Source organism: uncultured Sphingomonas sp. (assembly GCF_964250165.1).
In the GTDB taxonomy this organism is placed as follows: Bacteria; Pseudomonadota; Alphaproteobacteria; order Sphingomonadales; family Sphingomonadaceae; genus Sphingomonas.
Genome location: NZ_CAXUEK010000002.1, coordinates 17,201 through 33,714, shown reverse-complemented (window position 1 = coordinate 33,714; position 16,514 = coordinate 17,201). Strand labels below are relative to the sequence as shown.

Annotated in this window: 11 protein-coding genes; 10 read left to right on the top strand and 1 reads right to left on the bottom strand. The window is 67.6% G+C overall.

All coding sequences use genetic code 11. The annotated features are described in order from the left end of the window. The first annotated feature begins 261 nt into the window (after nt 1–261). From ACFE64_RS00630 to ACFE64_RS00610, 5 genes are all read left to right on the top strand, one after another. Nucleotides 262–471, top strand: a complete 210-nt coding sequence (locus ACFE64_RS00630; RefSeq protein ID WP_375390504.1) for a hypothetical protein — start codon at nt 262–264, stop codon at nt 469–471. A 309-nt stretch (nt 472–780) separates the two neighbouring features. Then, nucleotides 781–2,679 carry a potassium transporter Kup gene (locus ACFE64_RS00625; RefSeq protein ID WP_375390503.1) on the top strand — a complete coding sequence of 633 codons (1,899 nt, stop codon included), beginning with the start codon at nt 781–783 and terminating at the stop codon, nt 2,677–2,679. A gap of 115 nt (nt 2,680–2,794) precedes the next feature. Further along, the gene (locus ACFE64_RS00620; protein WP_375390502.1) at nt 2,795–3,472 is read left to right on the top strand and encodes a DUF6445 family protein; all 678 of its coding nucleotides are present in this window, start codon (nt 2,795–2,797) and stop codon (nt 3,470–3,472) included. A gap of 79 nt (nt 3,473–3,551) precedes the next feature. Next, nucleotides 3,552–5,285, top strand: coding sequence for an adenylyl cyclase (locus tag ACFE64_RS00615; RefSeq protein WP_375390501.1), 1,734 nt, complete (start codon nt 3,552–3,554; stop codon nt 5,283–5,285). Next, entirely contained in the window at nt 5,282–6,082 is an 801-nt protein-coding gene (locus tag ACFE64_RS00610; RefSeq protein ID WP_375390500.1) for a family 16 glycosylhydrolase, read from the top strand. Before ACFE64_RS00615 ends, ACFE64_RS00610 begins: the two co-directional genes overlap by 4 nt. Nucleotides 6,083–6,103: 21 nt before the next feature. Here ACFE64_RS00610 and ACFE64_RS00605 read toward each other — a convergent pair whose 3' ends face one another. Continuing rightward, nucleotides 6,104–8,347 carry a beta-glucosidase gene (locus ACFE64_RS00605; protein WP_375390499.1) on the bottom strand — a complete coding sequence of 748 codons (2,244 nt, stop codon included), beginning with the start codon at nt 8,345–8,347 and terminating at the stop codon, nt 6,104–6,106. 162 nt (nt 8,348–8,509) lie between these two features. Here ACFE64_RS00605 and ACFE64_RS00600 point away from each other — a divergent pair, with 162 nt between their 5' ends. The 5 genes from ACFE64_RS00600 (at nt 8,510) to ACFE64_RS00580 (ending at nt 16,509) form a co-directional block, all read left to right on the top strand. Further along, nucleotides 8,510–11,623, top strand: a complete 3,114-nt coding sequence (locus ACFE64_RS00600) for a TonB-dependent receptor (protein ID WP_375390498.1) — start codon at nt 8,510–8,512, stop codon at nt 11,621–11,623. 99 nt (nt 11,624–11,722) lie between these two features. Further along, on the top strand, nt 11,723–13,276 hold the full coding sequence (locus tag ACFE64_RS00595) for a tryptophan halogenase family protein (protein WP_375390497.1): 1,554 nt from the start codon (nt 11,723–11,725) through the stop codon (nt 13,274–13,276). Then, entirely contained in the window at nt 13,273–13,980 is a 708-nt protein-coding gene (locus ACFE64_RS00590; protein ID WP_375390496.1) for a SapC family protein, read from the top strand. Before ACFE64_RS00595 ends, ACFE64_RS00590 begins: the two co-directional genes overlap by 4 nt. Next, entirely contained in the window at nt 13,973–15,004 is a 1,032-nt protein-coding gene (locus ACFE64_RS00585; protein WP_375390495.1) for a cupin-like domain-containing protein, read from the top strand. Before ACFE64_RS00590 ends, ACFE64_RS00585 begins: the two co-directional genes overlap by 8 nt. A 20-nt stretch (nt 15,005–15,024) precedes the next feature. After that, entirely contained in the window at nt 15,025–16,509 is a 1,485-nt protein-coding gene (locus tag ACFE64_RS00580) for a tryptophan halogenase family protein (protein ID WP_375390494.1), read from the top strand. Nucleotides 16,510–16,514: the final 5 nt, after the last annotated feature.

The window sequence follows — 16,514 nt, the reverse complement described above, 5'->3', positions numbered from 1 at the left end:
TTATTCTGTAGCGAAGGGCAGATTACGGAAAAGCTATGCGTCAAATGTATTTCAAATATCGCAAAGTCATGCCTGGGCCGGTAGGCGTCACATCGCTGAACGAAACAAGCGATGAGTCGAGGTTGAATCATGCTGCGGACCGGGCGCGACCTTTACCATCGCCATGATCTTGGCGGGGCCGATCAGGTCAACGCCGTATCCGAGCCCGCAACGCGGCACGCGTCGCCGCACGAGCGGACGCTTCGTCGATCATCGAACTGCGTGAGGGTCGCCGGGCCGCTGGACCCTGCCTGCCGAGACGAAGCGGGTGGCCCCGCCGGCGCGCGCGGGGCGGCGCTCGACCGGCAGCGCGCGGCCCTCGATCCGACGGTGCACTGGGCGCTGGGACAAGAAGGCAACCGTGCGGCACTGACGGCGCTCATGATCCTCCTCGCGGAACGACACGCCGCGCCGGGGGACACTAGCGTCTGATGTCGGGCGCCATCCTGTTGCTGGTCTTCGTGGCCGTGCTGGTACTCGCGGCGGGGCTGTTCCTGCGGGGCGAACGGCCACCACCGGCTTGAACCGCCCCAGCTCCGTGGCAGCAGCCTGCCGAGGCGCGAGGACCTCCGTCTTCAGAAACGGTGGGACAACTGAGTCCCCGCAATCCGGCGTGGTCGCGTGCCCGTTACATCGCATCGATGATGACGGCCGCGACCACATAACAGGTGACGCCGGCCGGCCGCGCGATATGAATGCCTCACGACGTCGCTCTCGCGCGGCGGGCGACAGGAACTCTCGATGACCACCATCGCCGCGCCACAAGGCCGTCATCGCTGGATCGCACGTACCAGCGCGGTGCCGTCGCTGGCGGCGCTCGGCGTCGTCTACGGCGATATCGGCACGAGCCCGCTCTACGCGTTCAAGGTGGCGGTGGCCGCTGCGGCGATGCCGCCGGCGGCGGCGGCGATCGGGGTCGCCTCCCTCATCATCTGGTCGCTCGTGCTGGTGGTGTCGGTCAAATACGCCCTGCTGATCCTGCGCGCGGACAATCACGGCGAAGGCGGGGTGGTCGCGATGCTGGCGCTGCTGGGCGCGCGCGACGCCGCACCGCGGACACGCCAGGCGGCGCTGCTGGTGCTGGGACTGGTCGGGGCGGCCCTGCTCTATGGCGACGGCGCGATCACGCCGGCGATCTCGGTGCTGAGCGCGGTCGAGGGCCTGAAGGCGGACGCGCCCGCGCTGGCACCGGCGGTGCTGCCCCTCTCCGGCGTCATCCTGATCGGGCTGTTCGCCGTGCAGAGCCGCGGGACGGGCACGATCGGCCGCGTGTTCGGGCCGGTCATGCTGCTGTGGTTCGTGGCGTTGGCCGTGCTGGGCCTGACCCACATCGTCGCGCGCCCGCAGGTGCTGGAGGCGCTCGATCCGCTGCGCGCCGTGGGCTTCGTGCTGCGGGCGTCGCTGCCCGTCAGCTTCGCCGTGTTCGGCGCCGTCTTCCTGGCGGTGACCGGCGGCGAGGCGATGTACGCCGACATGGGACATTTCGGCCGGATGCCGATCCGGCTCGCCTGGTTCGTGGTGGCGCTGCCCGCGCTGGTGCTCAACTATCTGGGGCAGGCGGCCCTGGTCAGCGCCGATCCGACCGCGCTCGCCAACCCGTTCTTCGGCCTGGCGCCGGGCTGGGCGCACTTCCCGCTCGTGGCGTTCGCGACCGCCGCGACGGTGATCGCCAGCCAGGCCATCATTTCCGGCGTGTTCTCGCTGACGCAACAGTCGATCCAGCTCGGCTTCCTGCCGCGGCTGGGTCTCAAGCACACCGCGGAGCATGAGCGCGGCCAAGTCTACCTTCCGCTCGCCAACTGGCTGCTCGCGGCGGGGACGCTGGTCGCGGTGCTGATGTTCCGCTCGTCGGATGCGCTGGCCGGTGCCTACGGGATCGCGGTCTCCGGCCTGATGGCGATCTCGACCTTCCTGGCGGCGCTGGTGGCGATCCGTTGGGGATACAATCCGGTGCTGGTGATCGCCGTGAACGGCGGCTTCTTCCTGCTTGATCTGGTGTTCTTCGCGGCCAATTCGCTGAAGCTGCTGGAGGGCGGCTGGTTCCCGCTACTGATCGCGGGCATGATCGCGGTGGTGATGCTGACCTGGCGGCAGGGGTCCATGCTGGTCGAGCGCCGTCGCGCCGGCGAGCGGCAGGACGAAGCGGTGTTCCTAGAGCGGCTCGCGGCCAAGCACGTCGCGCGGACCCCGGGCGTGGGCGCCTTCCTCACCGCGGCGACGCAGGGCATCCCGCTGTCGCTCTCCGCCCATGTCCGTCACAATCGAGCCTTGCAGGAGCGCGTGCTGCTCGTCTCGGTCGTGACGTGCGAAACGCCGTTCGTGGCCGATGGTGAGCGCGCGACGGTGACGCATGTGGCGGCGAATGTGGAGCGCGTCGTGCTGCACTTCGGCTTCATGGAGGATATCGACATCCCGTCAGGCCTGCGGGACGCGCCCGTCTCCCTCAGCGAGGCGGAGCTGGCGCAGCTCAGCTACTATATCGGCCACGAGACGGTCATCGCCGACCGCGGTATCCCCGGAATGGCGCGGTGGCGCGAAGCGCTGTTCGTCTCCATGCAGCGCAATACCGCATCTACCGGCAATTCCTTCGGCATACCCTCCGACCAGCTCGTCGAGATCGGAACCGAGGTGCGGATTTAGCCATCGCGCGACGGCCTTCCTCGCCCGACGCATATTCGTTTGACACGCGCGCCGCCTGGGTCGCTGATGACACGGTCATCGATCCAGCGGTGTCGGACCACGAAGATCATCGTCCATGCCTAGCCAGTCCGTATCACGCGTGCGCGTCGGTGAAGAGCGCGAGCCGCTAGCCATCATCGAGAACTTCGCCGGCGATCCCGAAGCCCTCCGGGCAGCCGCCGCGATCACGCCTTTCGCCCCGGCCGGTCAGCATTATCCCGGCATCAGAGCATCGCTTCCGTCCGGTTATCTGGCGGCCCAGCTGCCGCTGATCGCCAACATCGTCATGCGGGAGTTCGGACGCTGCCGACGGGTTCACGTCGTCGATGCGAGCTTTTCCATCGTCACTCGACCTGCCGATGAGATCGAGGTTCGACAACGGCTGCCGCACGTCGACGCGTACGGCCGCGAACGCATCGCGCTGGTTCATTACCTGTCGCTCGACGATGGGGACGGCACCGCCTTCTTCCGCCATCGGTCGACCGGGTTCGAGACGGTCGATCACGCCCGTGCGCCGTCCTATTTCTCCTGCTTGGAGCAGGAATTGCGCGATGCGGTCGAGCCGCCCAGCGGCTACATCGCCGGCGACACGACCCTGTTCGAACGCACCGCGCTGGTCGCTGCCCGTTTCAACCGGGCGCTGCTCTACCGCAGCTATGTGCTGCACAGCGGAGCGATCTCCCCCAACGCCGCATTGGCCGCTGATCCCCTGAGCGGCCGATTGACCGTGACCGGCTTCTTCGCAATCGACTGAGGGGCAGAATCCGGTTGAGGGTTCGCGGGTCGCAGCCTAGCTTCCTGCCATGCAATCGGCTCCCCCACCAACGCGTCGGATGGTGTTGACCGGACTTGCCGCCGTGACGCTGGCGGAAGCCTCTGCGCCGGGTGCCGACCGACCCGACCCGGATCTCGGGCCCAATGTGGTGATCGTCGATCCGGCGATGTCGGCGGCGGTGATCCAGGCGCGCCTCGACGCGATCTTCCGCGAACAGGAACGCGCGCATTTCACCGACCGGCGCTACGCGATCCTGTTCAAACCGGGCCGCTACGCCGTCGACGTCAATGTCGGCTTCTTCACCCAGATCTTAGGCCTGGGGCCATTGCCGGGCGATGTCTCAATCGACGGCCACGTCCATTGCGAGGCCGACTGGGCGAACGGCATGGCGCTGGTGAACTTCTGGCGCGGCGTCGAGAACCTGACGGTGCGACCTCCCGACGGGGCGGATCGCTGGGCGGTGTCGCAGGCCGCACCGTATCGCCGCGTCCATCTCGCCGGCGACCTGGCGCTGGACGACGGCGGCTGGTCGAGCGGCGGCTTCATCGCCGATTGCCGGATCGACGGGCTCGTCCGGTCGGGAACGCAGCAGCAATGGTTCACCCGCAACAGCGAGCTGGGCGGATGGCGCGGCGCCAACTGGAACATGATGTTCGCGGGCGTCGCGGGCGCGCCGGCGACCAGCTTCCCCGAGCCGCCCTACACCACCCTGCCGCGCCTTCCGGTCATGCGCGAGAAGCCGTTTCTGCAGCTGGCGCCGGACGGCGACTGGCGCGTGTTCGCGCCCGCCGTCCGCCGCGACGGACGGGGAACGAGCTGGGCCGGCGGACAGCCGGCGGGCCGCGCGCTGCCGCTCTCCGAGTTCCTGATCGCGCAACCGGAAACGCCGGTGAGCGTCATCAACGCCGCACTGGCGCGGGGACGTCATCTGCTGCTGACGCCCGGCATATACCGGCTTGCCGAGCCGATCCGCGTGACGCGTCCCGGCACGGTCGTGCTCGGGCTGGGCTTGCCGTCGCTGCTGGCGGTCGGCGGCGCGACGGTGCTCACCGTCGCAGACGTGCCCGGCGTGACGCTGGCCGGGTTGTTCGTCGATGCCGGGCCGGTCACCTCGCCGGTGCTGGTCGAGGTCGGCCCGCGCGGCGCGGCCCGCGACCATGACGCCGATCCGACGCTGCTCGCCGACATCTTCTTCCGGGTCGGAGGTGCGGCGGTCGGCAATGCCGAGACCTGTCTGGAGATCAACAGCCGCCACGTGATCGGCGACCATCTCTGGATCTGGCGCGCCGATCACGGCGATCCGAGCGCGGGCCGCGTGCATGTCGGGTGGAGCGAGAGCCGAGGCGCACAGGGGCTGGTCGTCAACGGCGATGACGTGGCGATGCACGGGCTCTTCGTCGAGCATTTCGAGCGCTATCAGACGCTGTGGAACGGTGAACGCGGGCGGACCTATTTCTACCAGTGCGAGCTGCCCTACGATCCGCCGAACCAGCGGGCCTATATGGCCGGCACGACGCGCGGGTGGGCGGCGTACAAGGTTGCCGATCACGTCAGGGTGCATGAAGGTGTCGGCCTGGGCATCTATGCCAATTTCACCGTGGACCCGACCATCGTGCTGGAGAGCGCGATCGCCTGCCCCCGCACGCCCGGGGTCCGCTTCATGAGCGTGACCACCATTTCGCTCGGCGGGGGCAAGGGCACCATCGCCCACCTGGTCAACGAGGCGGGCGCCGCCGCCGGCCCGGGCGCGATCCGGCAGACGCTGGTCCGTTATCCGGAGCCCGCGCGATGATCGTCCTGCTGCTCGCCCAGGCGGCGACGCTCGGCGCGACCAACTACGCGGTGGATGCACCGATGGCGGTGCCGCGCGGCAGGCCGAGCTTCGCGGACGAGTTCGCCGGCCGCGCGGTGAGCCGTGCTCGCTGGCGTTTCGACACCGCGCGCAACGCGGCCGGCTGGTCCAATCACGAGCGGCAATATTACGGCCCCGCCAACGCGCGCGTACGCGACGGCGTGCTGACGATCGAGGCGCGGGTGGAGACGCCCCGTCGCGCCCCTGATTGGGGTGGGCAGACCTATACCTCGGCCAAGCTGGTCAGCCGCGCGTCGCTGGGCTTCGGCTTCTACGAGGTGCGCGCGAAGCTGCCCTGCGGGCGTGGCGCATGGCCGGCGGTCTGGCTGCTGCCGGCGACCGGAACGTGGCCCGACGAAGGCGAGATCGACCTGATGGAGATGGTCGGCTGGGACCCGAACGTCGTTCACGCGACGCTGCACACCGGCGCTTTCAACCACGCCAAGGGCACGCAACGCGGGGCGCAGACGCGTGTCGAGACGAGCTGCGCTGCCTATCACCGCTACCAGCTCGATTGGCGGCCGCATTCGATCACCATCGGCGTCGACGACCGCGCCTACATGCGGGTGGCCGACGATCAGCCCGGTGGTGCGGCGGCCTGGCCGTTCACGCGCCCGTACCAGCTCATCCTCAATCTGGCGGTGGGCGGCGATTGGGGCGGACGGCAGGGCATCGACGACGCCGCGTTCCCGCAGGCGATGACCGTCGACTATGTCCGTCACTGGGCGATGCGGTAGGGCGGGGCGCCCGCACCGGCCTCACGGCTTCATCGTGCTTGCGTCGAGCGTCGCCGTGCTGACCAGCGTGCGGTCCGCAGCGTCGCGGGCCAGCGCCACGCGGTAACGACCGGCGGCGATTCGCCAGCCCGGCAGCCGCATGTCGTAATCGGCCACGATCCGCGGCTCGGCGGTGAGCGTCACCCGCCGCGACTCGCCCGCCGCGAGCGTCACCCGCTGGAACGCCGCCAACCGCATCGGATGGTCCGAGCCTTCGCGCGCAACATACATTTGCGGCACGTCCGCGCCCGCCCGCCGGCCGGTGTTCACCACCTCGAACGAGACGGACAAGGTCCGCCCGCCGGTCACGACGGCGTTCCGGTAGGCGAAGCTGGTGTAGCTCAAGCCATGCCCGAACGCGAACAAGGGCGTCCGCCGATTCTTCTCGTACCAGCGATAGCCGACGTCCGCGCCTTCGACATAGTCGACCGGAAAGCTCTCCAGCTGGCGATCGGCCGCCGTTGCCGGATCGGCCGCTGCCGCCAGCTCCAAGCCGTTCAGCCGGTCGAGGCCCACCGGGAATGGCCGCGGCGCCTGCGACGGATCCGCCGGGAAGGTGATGGGAAGCCGGCCCGACGGATTGACGCGCCCCGTCAGCACGCCGGCGATCGCCTCGCCGCCGCGCTGGCCCGGATACCAGGCCTGCACGACGGCGGGCACCGCGCCCAGCCACGGCATCAGCACCGGGCCGCCGGTCTCCAGCACCACCGCGGTGTTCGGCTGTGCCGCTGCGACCGCCGCGATCAGCGCGTCCTGCTGATCGGGCAGGCGCAGGTCGGGCACGTCGTCCGCCTCGGTCCGCCATTGCGTCGCGAACACGATCGCCAGGTCCGCGGTCCTGGCCGCCGCCAGGGTCGCCGTGAGGTTGCGCCCGTCGACGAAGTCGATGCGCGCGGCGGGCAGCTCCTTGCGCAACGCCGCCAGCGGCGAGGACGCATGATAGGTGATGCGCGCGAAGGAAGCGGAGCCGCCGCGGGACAGCGGGATCTCGATCGGCGCGCCGCCAACCGACCGGACCTGGCTCGATCCGCCGCCCGAGAGCACCCCCAGGTCGGCGCCGCCGCCGATCACCACGATGCGCCTCGCCGTCCGCGCGACCGGCAGCAGGCCGTTGTCGTTCTTGAGCAGGACAATGCCGGCTTCGGCCGCGCGCTGCGCGACGGCGGCATGTTCCGCATAGGGCGGCGTCACCGCGCGCGCCGGTATCGGCGCGTCGTAGGCGCCGCTTTCGATCAGGCCCGTCAGGTAGCGCGCGACCATCTCGTCGAGCCGGGCCTTGGGCACCTGGCCCTTGCTGACCGCCTCGCGCAGCGGGTCGGCGAAGAAGATGGCGCGATCCAGCTCCTGCCCCGATTCCTGATCGAGCCCGGCGTTGGCCGCCTTGACGGTGCTGTGCACCGCGCCCCAGTCGGACATCACCCAGCCGGCATAGCCCCAGTCACGCTTGAGGACTTTCGTCAGCAGAAACTCGTTCTCGCACGCCCAATCGCCATCCACCTTGTTATAGGCGCACATCACCGACGCCGGCCGCCCCCGCTCGATCGCGATCTGGAAGGCGAGCAGGTCGCTCATCCTGAGGTCCGCCTCGCCGATTCGCCCGTCATAGACCATGCGCCCGGTTTCCTGGGCGTTGAGCGCGTAATGCTTGATGGTCGAGGCGATGTGATTGGACTGTACGCCCGCGATATGTTCGCCGGCCAAGGTTCCGGCGAGCAGCGGATCCTCGCCGAGATACTCGAAGTCGCGCCCGCCCCACGGGTCGCGCGTCAGGTTCACCCCGCCGGCGAGCAGCACGTTGAACCGCTTGGCGCGTGCTTCGGCGCCGATCATCGCGCCGCCGGCGCGGGCGATGGCGGGATCGAACGTGGCGGCGGTGGCGAGGCTCGACGGCAGCGCGGTGGCGACATCGCCCTGGCGCTGTTCGATCTGGTTGGCGACGCCCAGCGAGGCATCGCTTTCGCGCACGACCGGCACGCCCAGCCGCGGCACGCCGTCGACATGGCCGGCGGACGGGATCAGTTCGCTAGCCGTCTTGCCCTTGGCCATCGGCGGGAACAGGCCGTGGAGCAGCGCGATCTTCTCGTCGAGCGTCATCCGTGCGACGACCGCGTCCGCCCGCGCGCGGGCGCCGCCCGTCGCCGCCGCTGACCCCGTCTGGGCCGACGTCGGCGTCGTGCCCGCCAGCACCGACGCCCCGAGCAGCGCCGCCAGCCAAGTCTTGCTCATCGCCGTCCCCTCCATCCGGATCACGCCCGCTCGGACCCGATGCACGAGAAGCACAGGTTGGGAATGTTCACAACCGATCCTTGACATGAGCGGAGAGCTGGGGAAGTGAACGCTCACAACGGCCGCCGCTTAATCGCGGGACACGAGGGGAGGGTTAGAACGATGCGCAGCTTCAATGCTCGCATGCTGGAACGCATGGCACTGGGGGTCTCGGTGCTGGCGATCGGGGGCATGCCGGCCGCGGCCTTGGCGCAGGACGCCAGCTCCACTGTCGGCAATCCGGGCCCGTCGCAGACGCCGACGACGCCCGATACGGGCACGACGCAGACGGACACCGGTACGAACACCGCAGCCACCAACGACGTGGTTGTCACCGGCATTCGCGCCTCGCTGCGCGCCTCGATCGATCTCAAGCGCGACGCGCAGGGTGTCGTCGACGCGATCTCGGCGGAGGACATCGGCAAGTTTCCTGACACGAATCTTGCGGAATCGCTCCAGCGGATCACGGGCGTGTCGATCGATCGCGCGAACGGGGAGGGCCAGTTCGTCACGGTCCGCGGCTTTGGTCCCGAATATAACCTCGTGCTGCTCAACGGCCGGCAGATGCCGACCTCCATCATCGGCGACGGCAACAGCGCGCCGGGATCGCGCTCCTTCGACTTCGCCAACCTTGCCTCGGAAGGCGTCGCGGCGCTGGAGGTCTACAAGTCGGGCCGCGCCACGGTGCCGACGGGCGGCATCGGCTCGACCATCAACATCCGCACGCCGCGGCCGTTCGACAAGATGGGCCTGCGCGGCTCGCTGAGCGCGCGTGGCGACATCGATACGACGCAGAACGGCCACAAGGACGTGACGCCGGAGGTGTCGGGCATCTTCTCCGACACCTTCGCCGACGATCGCATCGGCATCCTGATCGATGGCACCTACCAGCTGCGCCGGTTCAGCCAGAACCAGGCCAATGTCGGTTTCCGCGAGGGTTATCTAGGATCCGAGAACAACTGGGGCTCGCTGGCGATGCCGGGCGACCCGCGTTACGCCAACATCACCAACCGGCCCAAGGCGACGGACGTCTATCAGGTGCCGCAGAACGCCGGCTACGACGTCGTCGATGGCCGACGCGAACGCATCAACGGTCAGGCCGTGCTGCAATTCCGCCCGATCGACAGCCTGACGGCCACGGTCGATTTCACCTATTCGCGCAACACCGTGCATATCCGCGACGACAGCGTCGGCATCTGGTACAATCACGGCGACACGTCGAGCTCGTGGACCAACGGGCCCGTCGCCGGCGCGAACTTCTACACCGAACGGTTTGGGCTGCCCGCCAACGATCCGACGCAAACGCCGGCGCAGAACGCGGAAAACGTCAACGGCGCGTACAAGGACCTCGCCTATTCGGCGTCGGAAACGGCCTACCGCAGCGAAAACAAGTCGCTGGGCGGCAACCTCACCTGGGTGGCACCTGGCGGCGTCACGATGACGCTCGACGCCCACCATTCGACCGCGGAGTCGAAGCCTGACAGTCCATACGGCAACAGTAACTCGTTCGGCACCGCGATCTTCGGCGTGCAGAACCAGACGATCAATTTCCAGAATCAGCTGCCGGTCATCTCGTTCAACATGTATCCGGGCATCGATCCGCTCAACGCGTCGCTGATCGTGCCGACCGGGAACGCGTTCCGTAATTCCTATTTCAAGGACCGGATCGACCAGGTCATGTTGAGAGGGCATTACGACCACGGTCACGGCTTCATGGACAGCCTCGACTGGGGCTTCGAATATACCGACAACCAGATCCGTTCGGCCTACAGCGTGTTGCAGAACGACACCTGGGGCGGGGCCGGGGGCGGATCGATCGCGCAGCGGGCGGCCGCGGCCGCGTTGCTGCCCGACAACATCTTCACGCTGGTGAGCATCCCCGACAAGTTCTCCGGGATCAGCGGCGCGAATGATCCGAACATCGTCAAGCAGTTCTACACGTTTGATCTGGCGACGGCGCTCGCGCTGACCGACAAGGCGTACAAGACCTGTGGCGGCACGCTGACCTGCCTGCTGCCGTACACGACGGATTCGCGGGTAAACGAACGGACGATCGCGCCTTATTTCCAATTCAACGGCAAGTTCGAACTGTTCTCGCGCCCCGGCCATTTCATCGCCGGCGTCCGTTACGAGAATACCAACGTGAACGCGACCGCGTTGGTGCCGACGCCCGTTGGCGGCCAGCAGAATTCGGCGAACGAGTTCAACGTCCTGTTCTCGGGTTCGGGCTTCACGACGTTCCGGGGCAGCTATCAGAACTGGCTGCCGTCGGTAGACTTCGACATCTCGCCGCTCGAGAACGTGAAGCTGCGCGCCTCGTATAGCCATACGATCACGCGGGCCGACTATGGCAGCCTGCAGGGCGGGCGCAACCTCGGTACGCTGTTCCGTGTCGGCGGGGGAGGCGGGTCCGTCGGCAATCCGGGCCTTCAACCCTACAAGTCGAAGAACATCGACCTGTCCGCTGAATGGTATTACGGGAACGAGAGTTTTCTCTCGATCGCCTATTTTCATAAGAACGTGTCGAACTATATCGGTCAGACCCAATTCAATACTACCATCCCCGGTGTCGCCGCACCTACTACCACCGTCAATGGCGTGACGACCAATGGCCCCCGCTATCAGGCGGCGCTCAACGCGCTCGGCCCCAACGCGCCGATCAATCTGATCCAAGATTATTATCGGGCGAATTTCCCGCAATATGTCGGGTCGCTCGGTCAGCTGCTGGCTGGGCCGGGGGATCCGCTGGTCAATTTTGTCATTACGACGCCGTATAACAGCGATCAGACCGCTACGATCGACGGCTTCGAGTTCGGGATCCAGCACAATTTCTGGCACACCGGCTTTGGGACGATCTTGAACTACACGATCGTCAATTCCAACCGTCAGTTTGACAACACCGTTAATCACTTGATTCCGCAGTTCGCGGTGGCTGGCATATCTGACAGCGCGAACGCGGTGTTGTTCTACGATAAATACGGTATTCAGGCACGTGCCGCATATAACTGGCGAGCGGCATATTTTGCGGGTGGCTCGACAGACCCGCAATATGTCAACGCTTACGGTCAGCTCGACGTGAGCGCCAGCTATGCGATCACCAAGAACATTTCGGTGTTCTTCGAAGGGATCAACGTCAACGGCGAGGATCGCAGCGGGCATCTCCGCTCCGATCAGGCGATCAACTTCGTGACCAAGCAAGGACCGCGCTACTCGCTGGGCGCCCGTCTCGCCTTCTGATCCGCCGGCTCCCGCCACCCTCCAAGGAGGGTGGCGTTTTCTCCCGACGGGCGTCAGAAGCGATCGAGTGTCGGTTGCATGCGCGGTAGGATAGCTGACGTGGATACGGCGGTTTCGAGGATCGTTGTCGTCGGCGGTGGTACCGCCGGCTGGCTCGCCGCGTGCCGCATCGCCGCCGCCGTTGACCCTGCCGCGCCGCGCCCGATCGACATAACCCTGGTGGAGTCGCCGGAGGTCGCCACCATCGGGGTGGGTGAGGGCACCTGGCCGACCATGCGCGGGACGTTGGCGGCGATCGGGATCGGCGAGGCCGAGTTCCTCAAGGCCTGCGATGCCTCGTTCAAGCAGGGTTCGCGCTTCATCGGCTGGGCGACAGGCCGCGCGGACGAGGCCTACCTCCACCCCTTTACGCCCCCGGTCGAGGCGACCGCGCCCAGGCTGATCGCTGCCTGGTCGGGGCAACACCCGGCCCGGCCCTTCGCCGACGCGGTCACGCCGCAAGCGCGGGTCGCCCGCCTTCACCTGGCGCCGCGACAGCATTCCATGCCGGATTATGCAGGCGCGCTGAACTACGCCTATCATCTGGACGCAGGCCAGTTCGCGGCGCTGCTGGCGCGTCACGGGGTCGATCGGCTGGGCGTGCGTCACGTGCGCGATCATGTGATCGGCGTCGATCGTGGGGCGTCCGGCGACATCGCCGCCGTGCGGACGCGGGGAACGGGCGTGATCGCGGGCGACCTGTTCATCGATTGCACCGGCAGCGGGGCGTTGCTGATCGGGCGCGAGCTCGGCGTGCCGTTCGTCGACCGCGGCGACGTGCTGTTCAACGATCGCGCCCTCGCCGTGCAGGTGCCGGTCACCCCCGACAGTCCGATCGCGTCGCAGACCGACGCGACCGCGCATAAGGCCGGATGGATCTGGGACATCGGGTTGCCGACGCGGCGCGGCGTCGGCTGCGTCTACTCGTCGCGCCACACGGATGACGACGCGGCGGCGGCGACGCTGATGGCCTATATCGACCGGACCGCGCCCGGGATCGACCACCGGGCGCTGACGCCCCGCCGCCTCGCTTTCCGCTCCGGTTTCCGCGAGCGGTTCTGGGATCGCAATTGCCTCGCGATCGGCCAGTCCGCCGGCTTTCTGGAACCGCTCGAGGCGTCGGCGATCGTGATGGTCGAGCTGTCGCTCGACGCCCTGCTCGACGGCTTCCCCGCGACCCGGGAGGCGATGGACGTCCACGCCGCCCGCTTCAACACCCTGTTCCGCTATCGGTGGGACAAGGTCGTCGAGTTCCTCAAGCTCCATTATGTGCTGAGCATGCGTGAGGAGCCCTATTGGCGCGATCATCGCGCGCCGGCTTCCGTCCCGCCGCCGCTGGCGATGCTGCTGGCGCTGTGGCGCGACCAGCCGCCGTCGCGCCGCGACCTGCCGCAGGTGGACGAGGTGTTCCCGGCCGCCAGTTATCAATATGTGCTGTACGGCATGGGCTTCCCGGCGCCGGCGCCCGGGCCGTTGCGCTCGGTCGGCGCGCCGCCCGCCTTCCACCAGGTCGAGCAGCGCGGCCGGGCCTTGGCTGCCAGTCTGCCGACCAACCGCGCCTATCTCGCCGCGCTCGCCGCCGACGCGCCGGCCGCGCTGGAACGCGCGTCTTGAGCGCCCATGCGATCCTGACCGCCGAGGCGCACCGCGACCTGCGCGTCCGAACCGAGCATGGCGAGGCGCTCGGCGACGCCGTGATGTGCTGCATCGTCGTGCCGGACGAGTTCCGGAAGGTGCAGGAGGAGTATCCGATCCTGTTTCGGCTCAATGCCGAGCGCGACAGCTTCACGGCGCTGGCGATGTTCGGGTTCCAGGACGGCGAGAACCTGTTCCTCGCCGGCGACCGCTGGGACGCGCGGATGCGGCCGCTGGCCATGGAGATCCAGCCGTTCCTGATCGGCGCGACGCCGAACGGTGCGACCAAGCAGATCCATGTCGACCTGGCGAGCCCGCGGTTGGGCGATGGCGTCCGCCTGTTCGACGAGGACGGGCAGCCCACGCCCTATCTGGAGCACGTTGCCGAACAGCTGGGCGCACTCGACGCCGGCTATCAGGGCGCGCACGACTTCTTCGCCGCGCTGCGCCGTCATGAGCTGCTCGAACCGCTGATGGTGGACGTGACGACGGAAGACGGGTCCAGCAACCGCCTGGTCGGCTTCCACGCCATCGACGAGGACCGGCTCGCGGGGCTCGATGCAGGTGCCCTGGCCGAGCTGAACGACGAGGGTCACCTCCTGCCGATCTTCATGGCGGTGGCGTCGCTGGGCAAGATCGGCGCGCTAGTCGAGCGCAAGAACCGGCGGCTGCGCAATGGCTGAGGCGGATCCGCGCTTTCTCTCGGCGGTAGCCGCGATACGCGAGGTGGACGTCGCCGACGCGGCCGGTCTCGACACGCAACTGCGTGAGGCGCGCGAGCCGTTCGTGGTGCGCGGACTGATCGCGGACTGGCCGCTGGTGCGGGCCGGACGCCGCTCGGGCCGCGAGGCGCGCGATTACATCCTCCGCCACGCGCGCGACATCCCGTTCACCGTGTCGGTGGGCACGCCCGAAAGCGGCGGCCGCTTGTTCTACGATGACGCGATGGCGATGAACTTCCGCACCGCCCGGGCCAAACTGCCCGATATCTTCAACCGCATCACCGAGACGGAGGGACGGCCGGACGCACCGCCGATCTATCTCGCCTCGATCGACCTGCACGGCTTCTTCCGCGGGCTGCACGAGGCCAATCACGTCGATCTTGGCGATCGCGCGCCGCTCGCCAGCATCTGGATGGGCACGCCCACCCGGATCGCGGCGCACAATGACATGCCCGCCAATCTCGCCTGCGTGGCGGTCGGCCGGCGCCGTTTCACGCTGTTCCCCCGCGAGCAGTTCCGTAATCTGTATCTGGGGCCGGTAGACAACACGCCGGCCGGACGCGCGGTGAGCATGGTCGATTTCCACGCGCCCGACTTCGAGCGCCATCCGCGCTTTCGCGAGGCGCTCGCCCATGCCCAAGTGGCGGAACTCGGCCCCGGTGACGCGCTCCACATCCCGGCAATGTGGTGGCATCACGTCGAAGGCCTCGATTCCTTCAACGTGCTGGTCAACTATTGGTGGCGCGAGACGGCGTCCTGGCTCGGAACGCCGCAAGACGCGCTCAGCCACGCGATGCTCGCGATCCGGGATCTGCCGGCCGACCAGAAGCGCCACTGGCGTGATCTGTTCGACTATTATGTCTTCGACTATGACGACGATACCGTCGCGCATATTCCCGCGGACGCTCGCAGCGTGCTCGCGCCGCTGACGCCCGATGCCGCTGCGCGATTGCGGGCCTACCTTCTGCGGCAGCTGAGCCGGTGAGCGACGGGGAGCAGGGACATATGCGACGTGTCGTGATCGCGGGCGGCGGCACCGCCGGGTGGATGGCCGCGGCCGCGATCGCGCGCACGATGGGGCGCGTCGCGGACGTGACGCTGATCGAATCGGACTCGATCGGGACGGTCGGCGTCGGTGAATCGACCATCCCGCCGCTGATCACCTTCAATCGCCTGCTCAACATCGACGAAGCCCAGTTCATGCGGGCGACCCAGGCGACCTTCAAGCTCGGCATCCTGTTCGACGGCTGGAAGAATGGTGGCGATCGGTATTTTCACTCGTTCGGCTTGACCGGCAAGGATCACTGGTCGGCGGGGTTCCAGCATTTCTGGCTCTACGCCCGCCAGAAGGGGTATGAGCAACCCTACGATGACTATTGTCTGGAGCTGACAGCGGCGCTGCGGGGCCGCTTCGCGCATCTGCCGGGAGAAGCGACCAGTTACGCCTACCAGCTCGATTCCGGCCTCTACGCCAAGTTCCTGCGGTCGATGGCGGAGGGTGACGGAACGCGGCGGGTCGAGGGCAAGATCGCGCAGGTCGAACTCGATGGAACGCGCGGCGACATCGCCGCGCTGCTACTCGAATCCGGGGAGCGGATCGAGGGCGACCTGTTCATCGATTGCACCGGCTTTCGCGCCCTGCTCATTGAAGGCGCGCTGCACGCCGGTTTCGATGACTGGACGCACTATCTGCCCTGTGATGCCGCGATCGCGATCCAGACGGAAAATATCGGGGCCCCCCGACCGTATACGCGGGCGATGGCGCACGACGCCGGCTGGCAGTGGCGGATTCCGCTCCAGCATCGGACCGGCAACGGCCTGGTCTATTGCAGCCGCTATCTCGATCGGGACGCGGCGTTGGCACGCCTGCTCGGCAATTTGGAGGGGCGCACGCTGGTGCAGCCCAACTTCATTCGCTTCACGACCGGGGCGAGGCGCAAGCAATGGCATCGCAATTGCGTCGCTATCGGGTTGTCCGGCGGCTTCATGGAGCCGCTCGAGTCGACCAGCATCCACCTCATCCAGCGCGCGGTGTTGCGGCTGATCCGCATGTTCCCGTTGCAGGGCGTTTCCCTGCGCGATGTCGCCGAGTTCAACGAGCAGCAATTCACCGACATGCTGCAGATCCGCGATTTCCTCATCCTGCACTACAAGGCCACCGAGCGCGGCGACAGCCCCTTCTGGCGGCAGTGCCGGGACATGGCGATACCCGAATCCCTGGCGCAGAAAATCGAGCTGTTCCGCGAGACCGGGCGGGTCTTCCGCAAGAACGAGGAGCTGTTTGCGGAGAACAGCTGGGTCCAGGTGATGATGGGGCAGGGGATCATGCCGCGTGCGCATCACCCCATCGCCGAGAAGCTGCGCGACGACGAATTGAACAAGCTCCTGCGCACCCTGCGCGACAACGTGGCGAGGACGGTGGCCGGAATGCCCGAGCACGGCGCCTATGTCGCACAATATTGCGGCGCGCCGCGCCTCCAGACCGCCTGAACCGG

Excerpts from the sequence above, each read along its gene's own strand:
- ACFE64_RS00615 (WP_375390501.1), top strand. The coding sequence starts at position 3,552 with ATGGTGTTGACCGGACTTGCCGCCGTGACGCTGGCGGAAGCCTCTGCG.
- ACFE64_RS00610 (WP_375390500.1), top strand. The coding sequence starts at position 5,282 with ATGATCGTCCTGCTGCTCGCCCAGGCGGCGACGCTCGGCGCGACCAAC.
- ACFE64_RS00605 (WP_375390499.1), bottom strand. The coding sequence starts at position 8,347 with ATGAGCAAGACTTGGCTGGCGGCGCTGCTCGGGGCGTCGGTGCTGGCG.
- ACFE64_RS00625 (WP_375390503.1), top strand. The coding sequence starts at position 781 with ATGACCACCATCGCCGCGCCACAAGGCCGTCATCGCTGGATCGCACGT.
- ACFE64_RS00620 (WP_375390502.1), top strand. The coding sequence starts at position 2,795 with ATGCCTAGCCAGTCCGTATCACGCGTGCGCGTCGGTGAAGAGCGCGAG.
- ACFE64_RS00600 (WP_375390498.1), top strand. The coding sequence starts at position 8,510 with ATGCGCAGCTTCAATGCTCGCATGCTGGAACGCATGGCACTGGGGGTC.
- ACFE64_RS00580 (WP_375390494.1), top strand. The coding sequence starts at position 15,025 with ATGCGACGTGTCGTGATCGCGGGCGGCGGCACCGCCGGGTGGATGGCC.
- ACFE64_RS00585 (WP_375390495.1), top strand. The coding sequence starts at position 13,973 with ATGGCTGAGGCGGATCCGCGCTTTCTCTCGGCGGTAGCCGCGATACGC.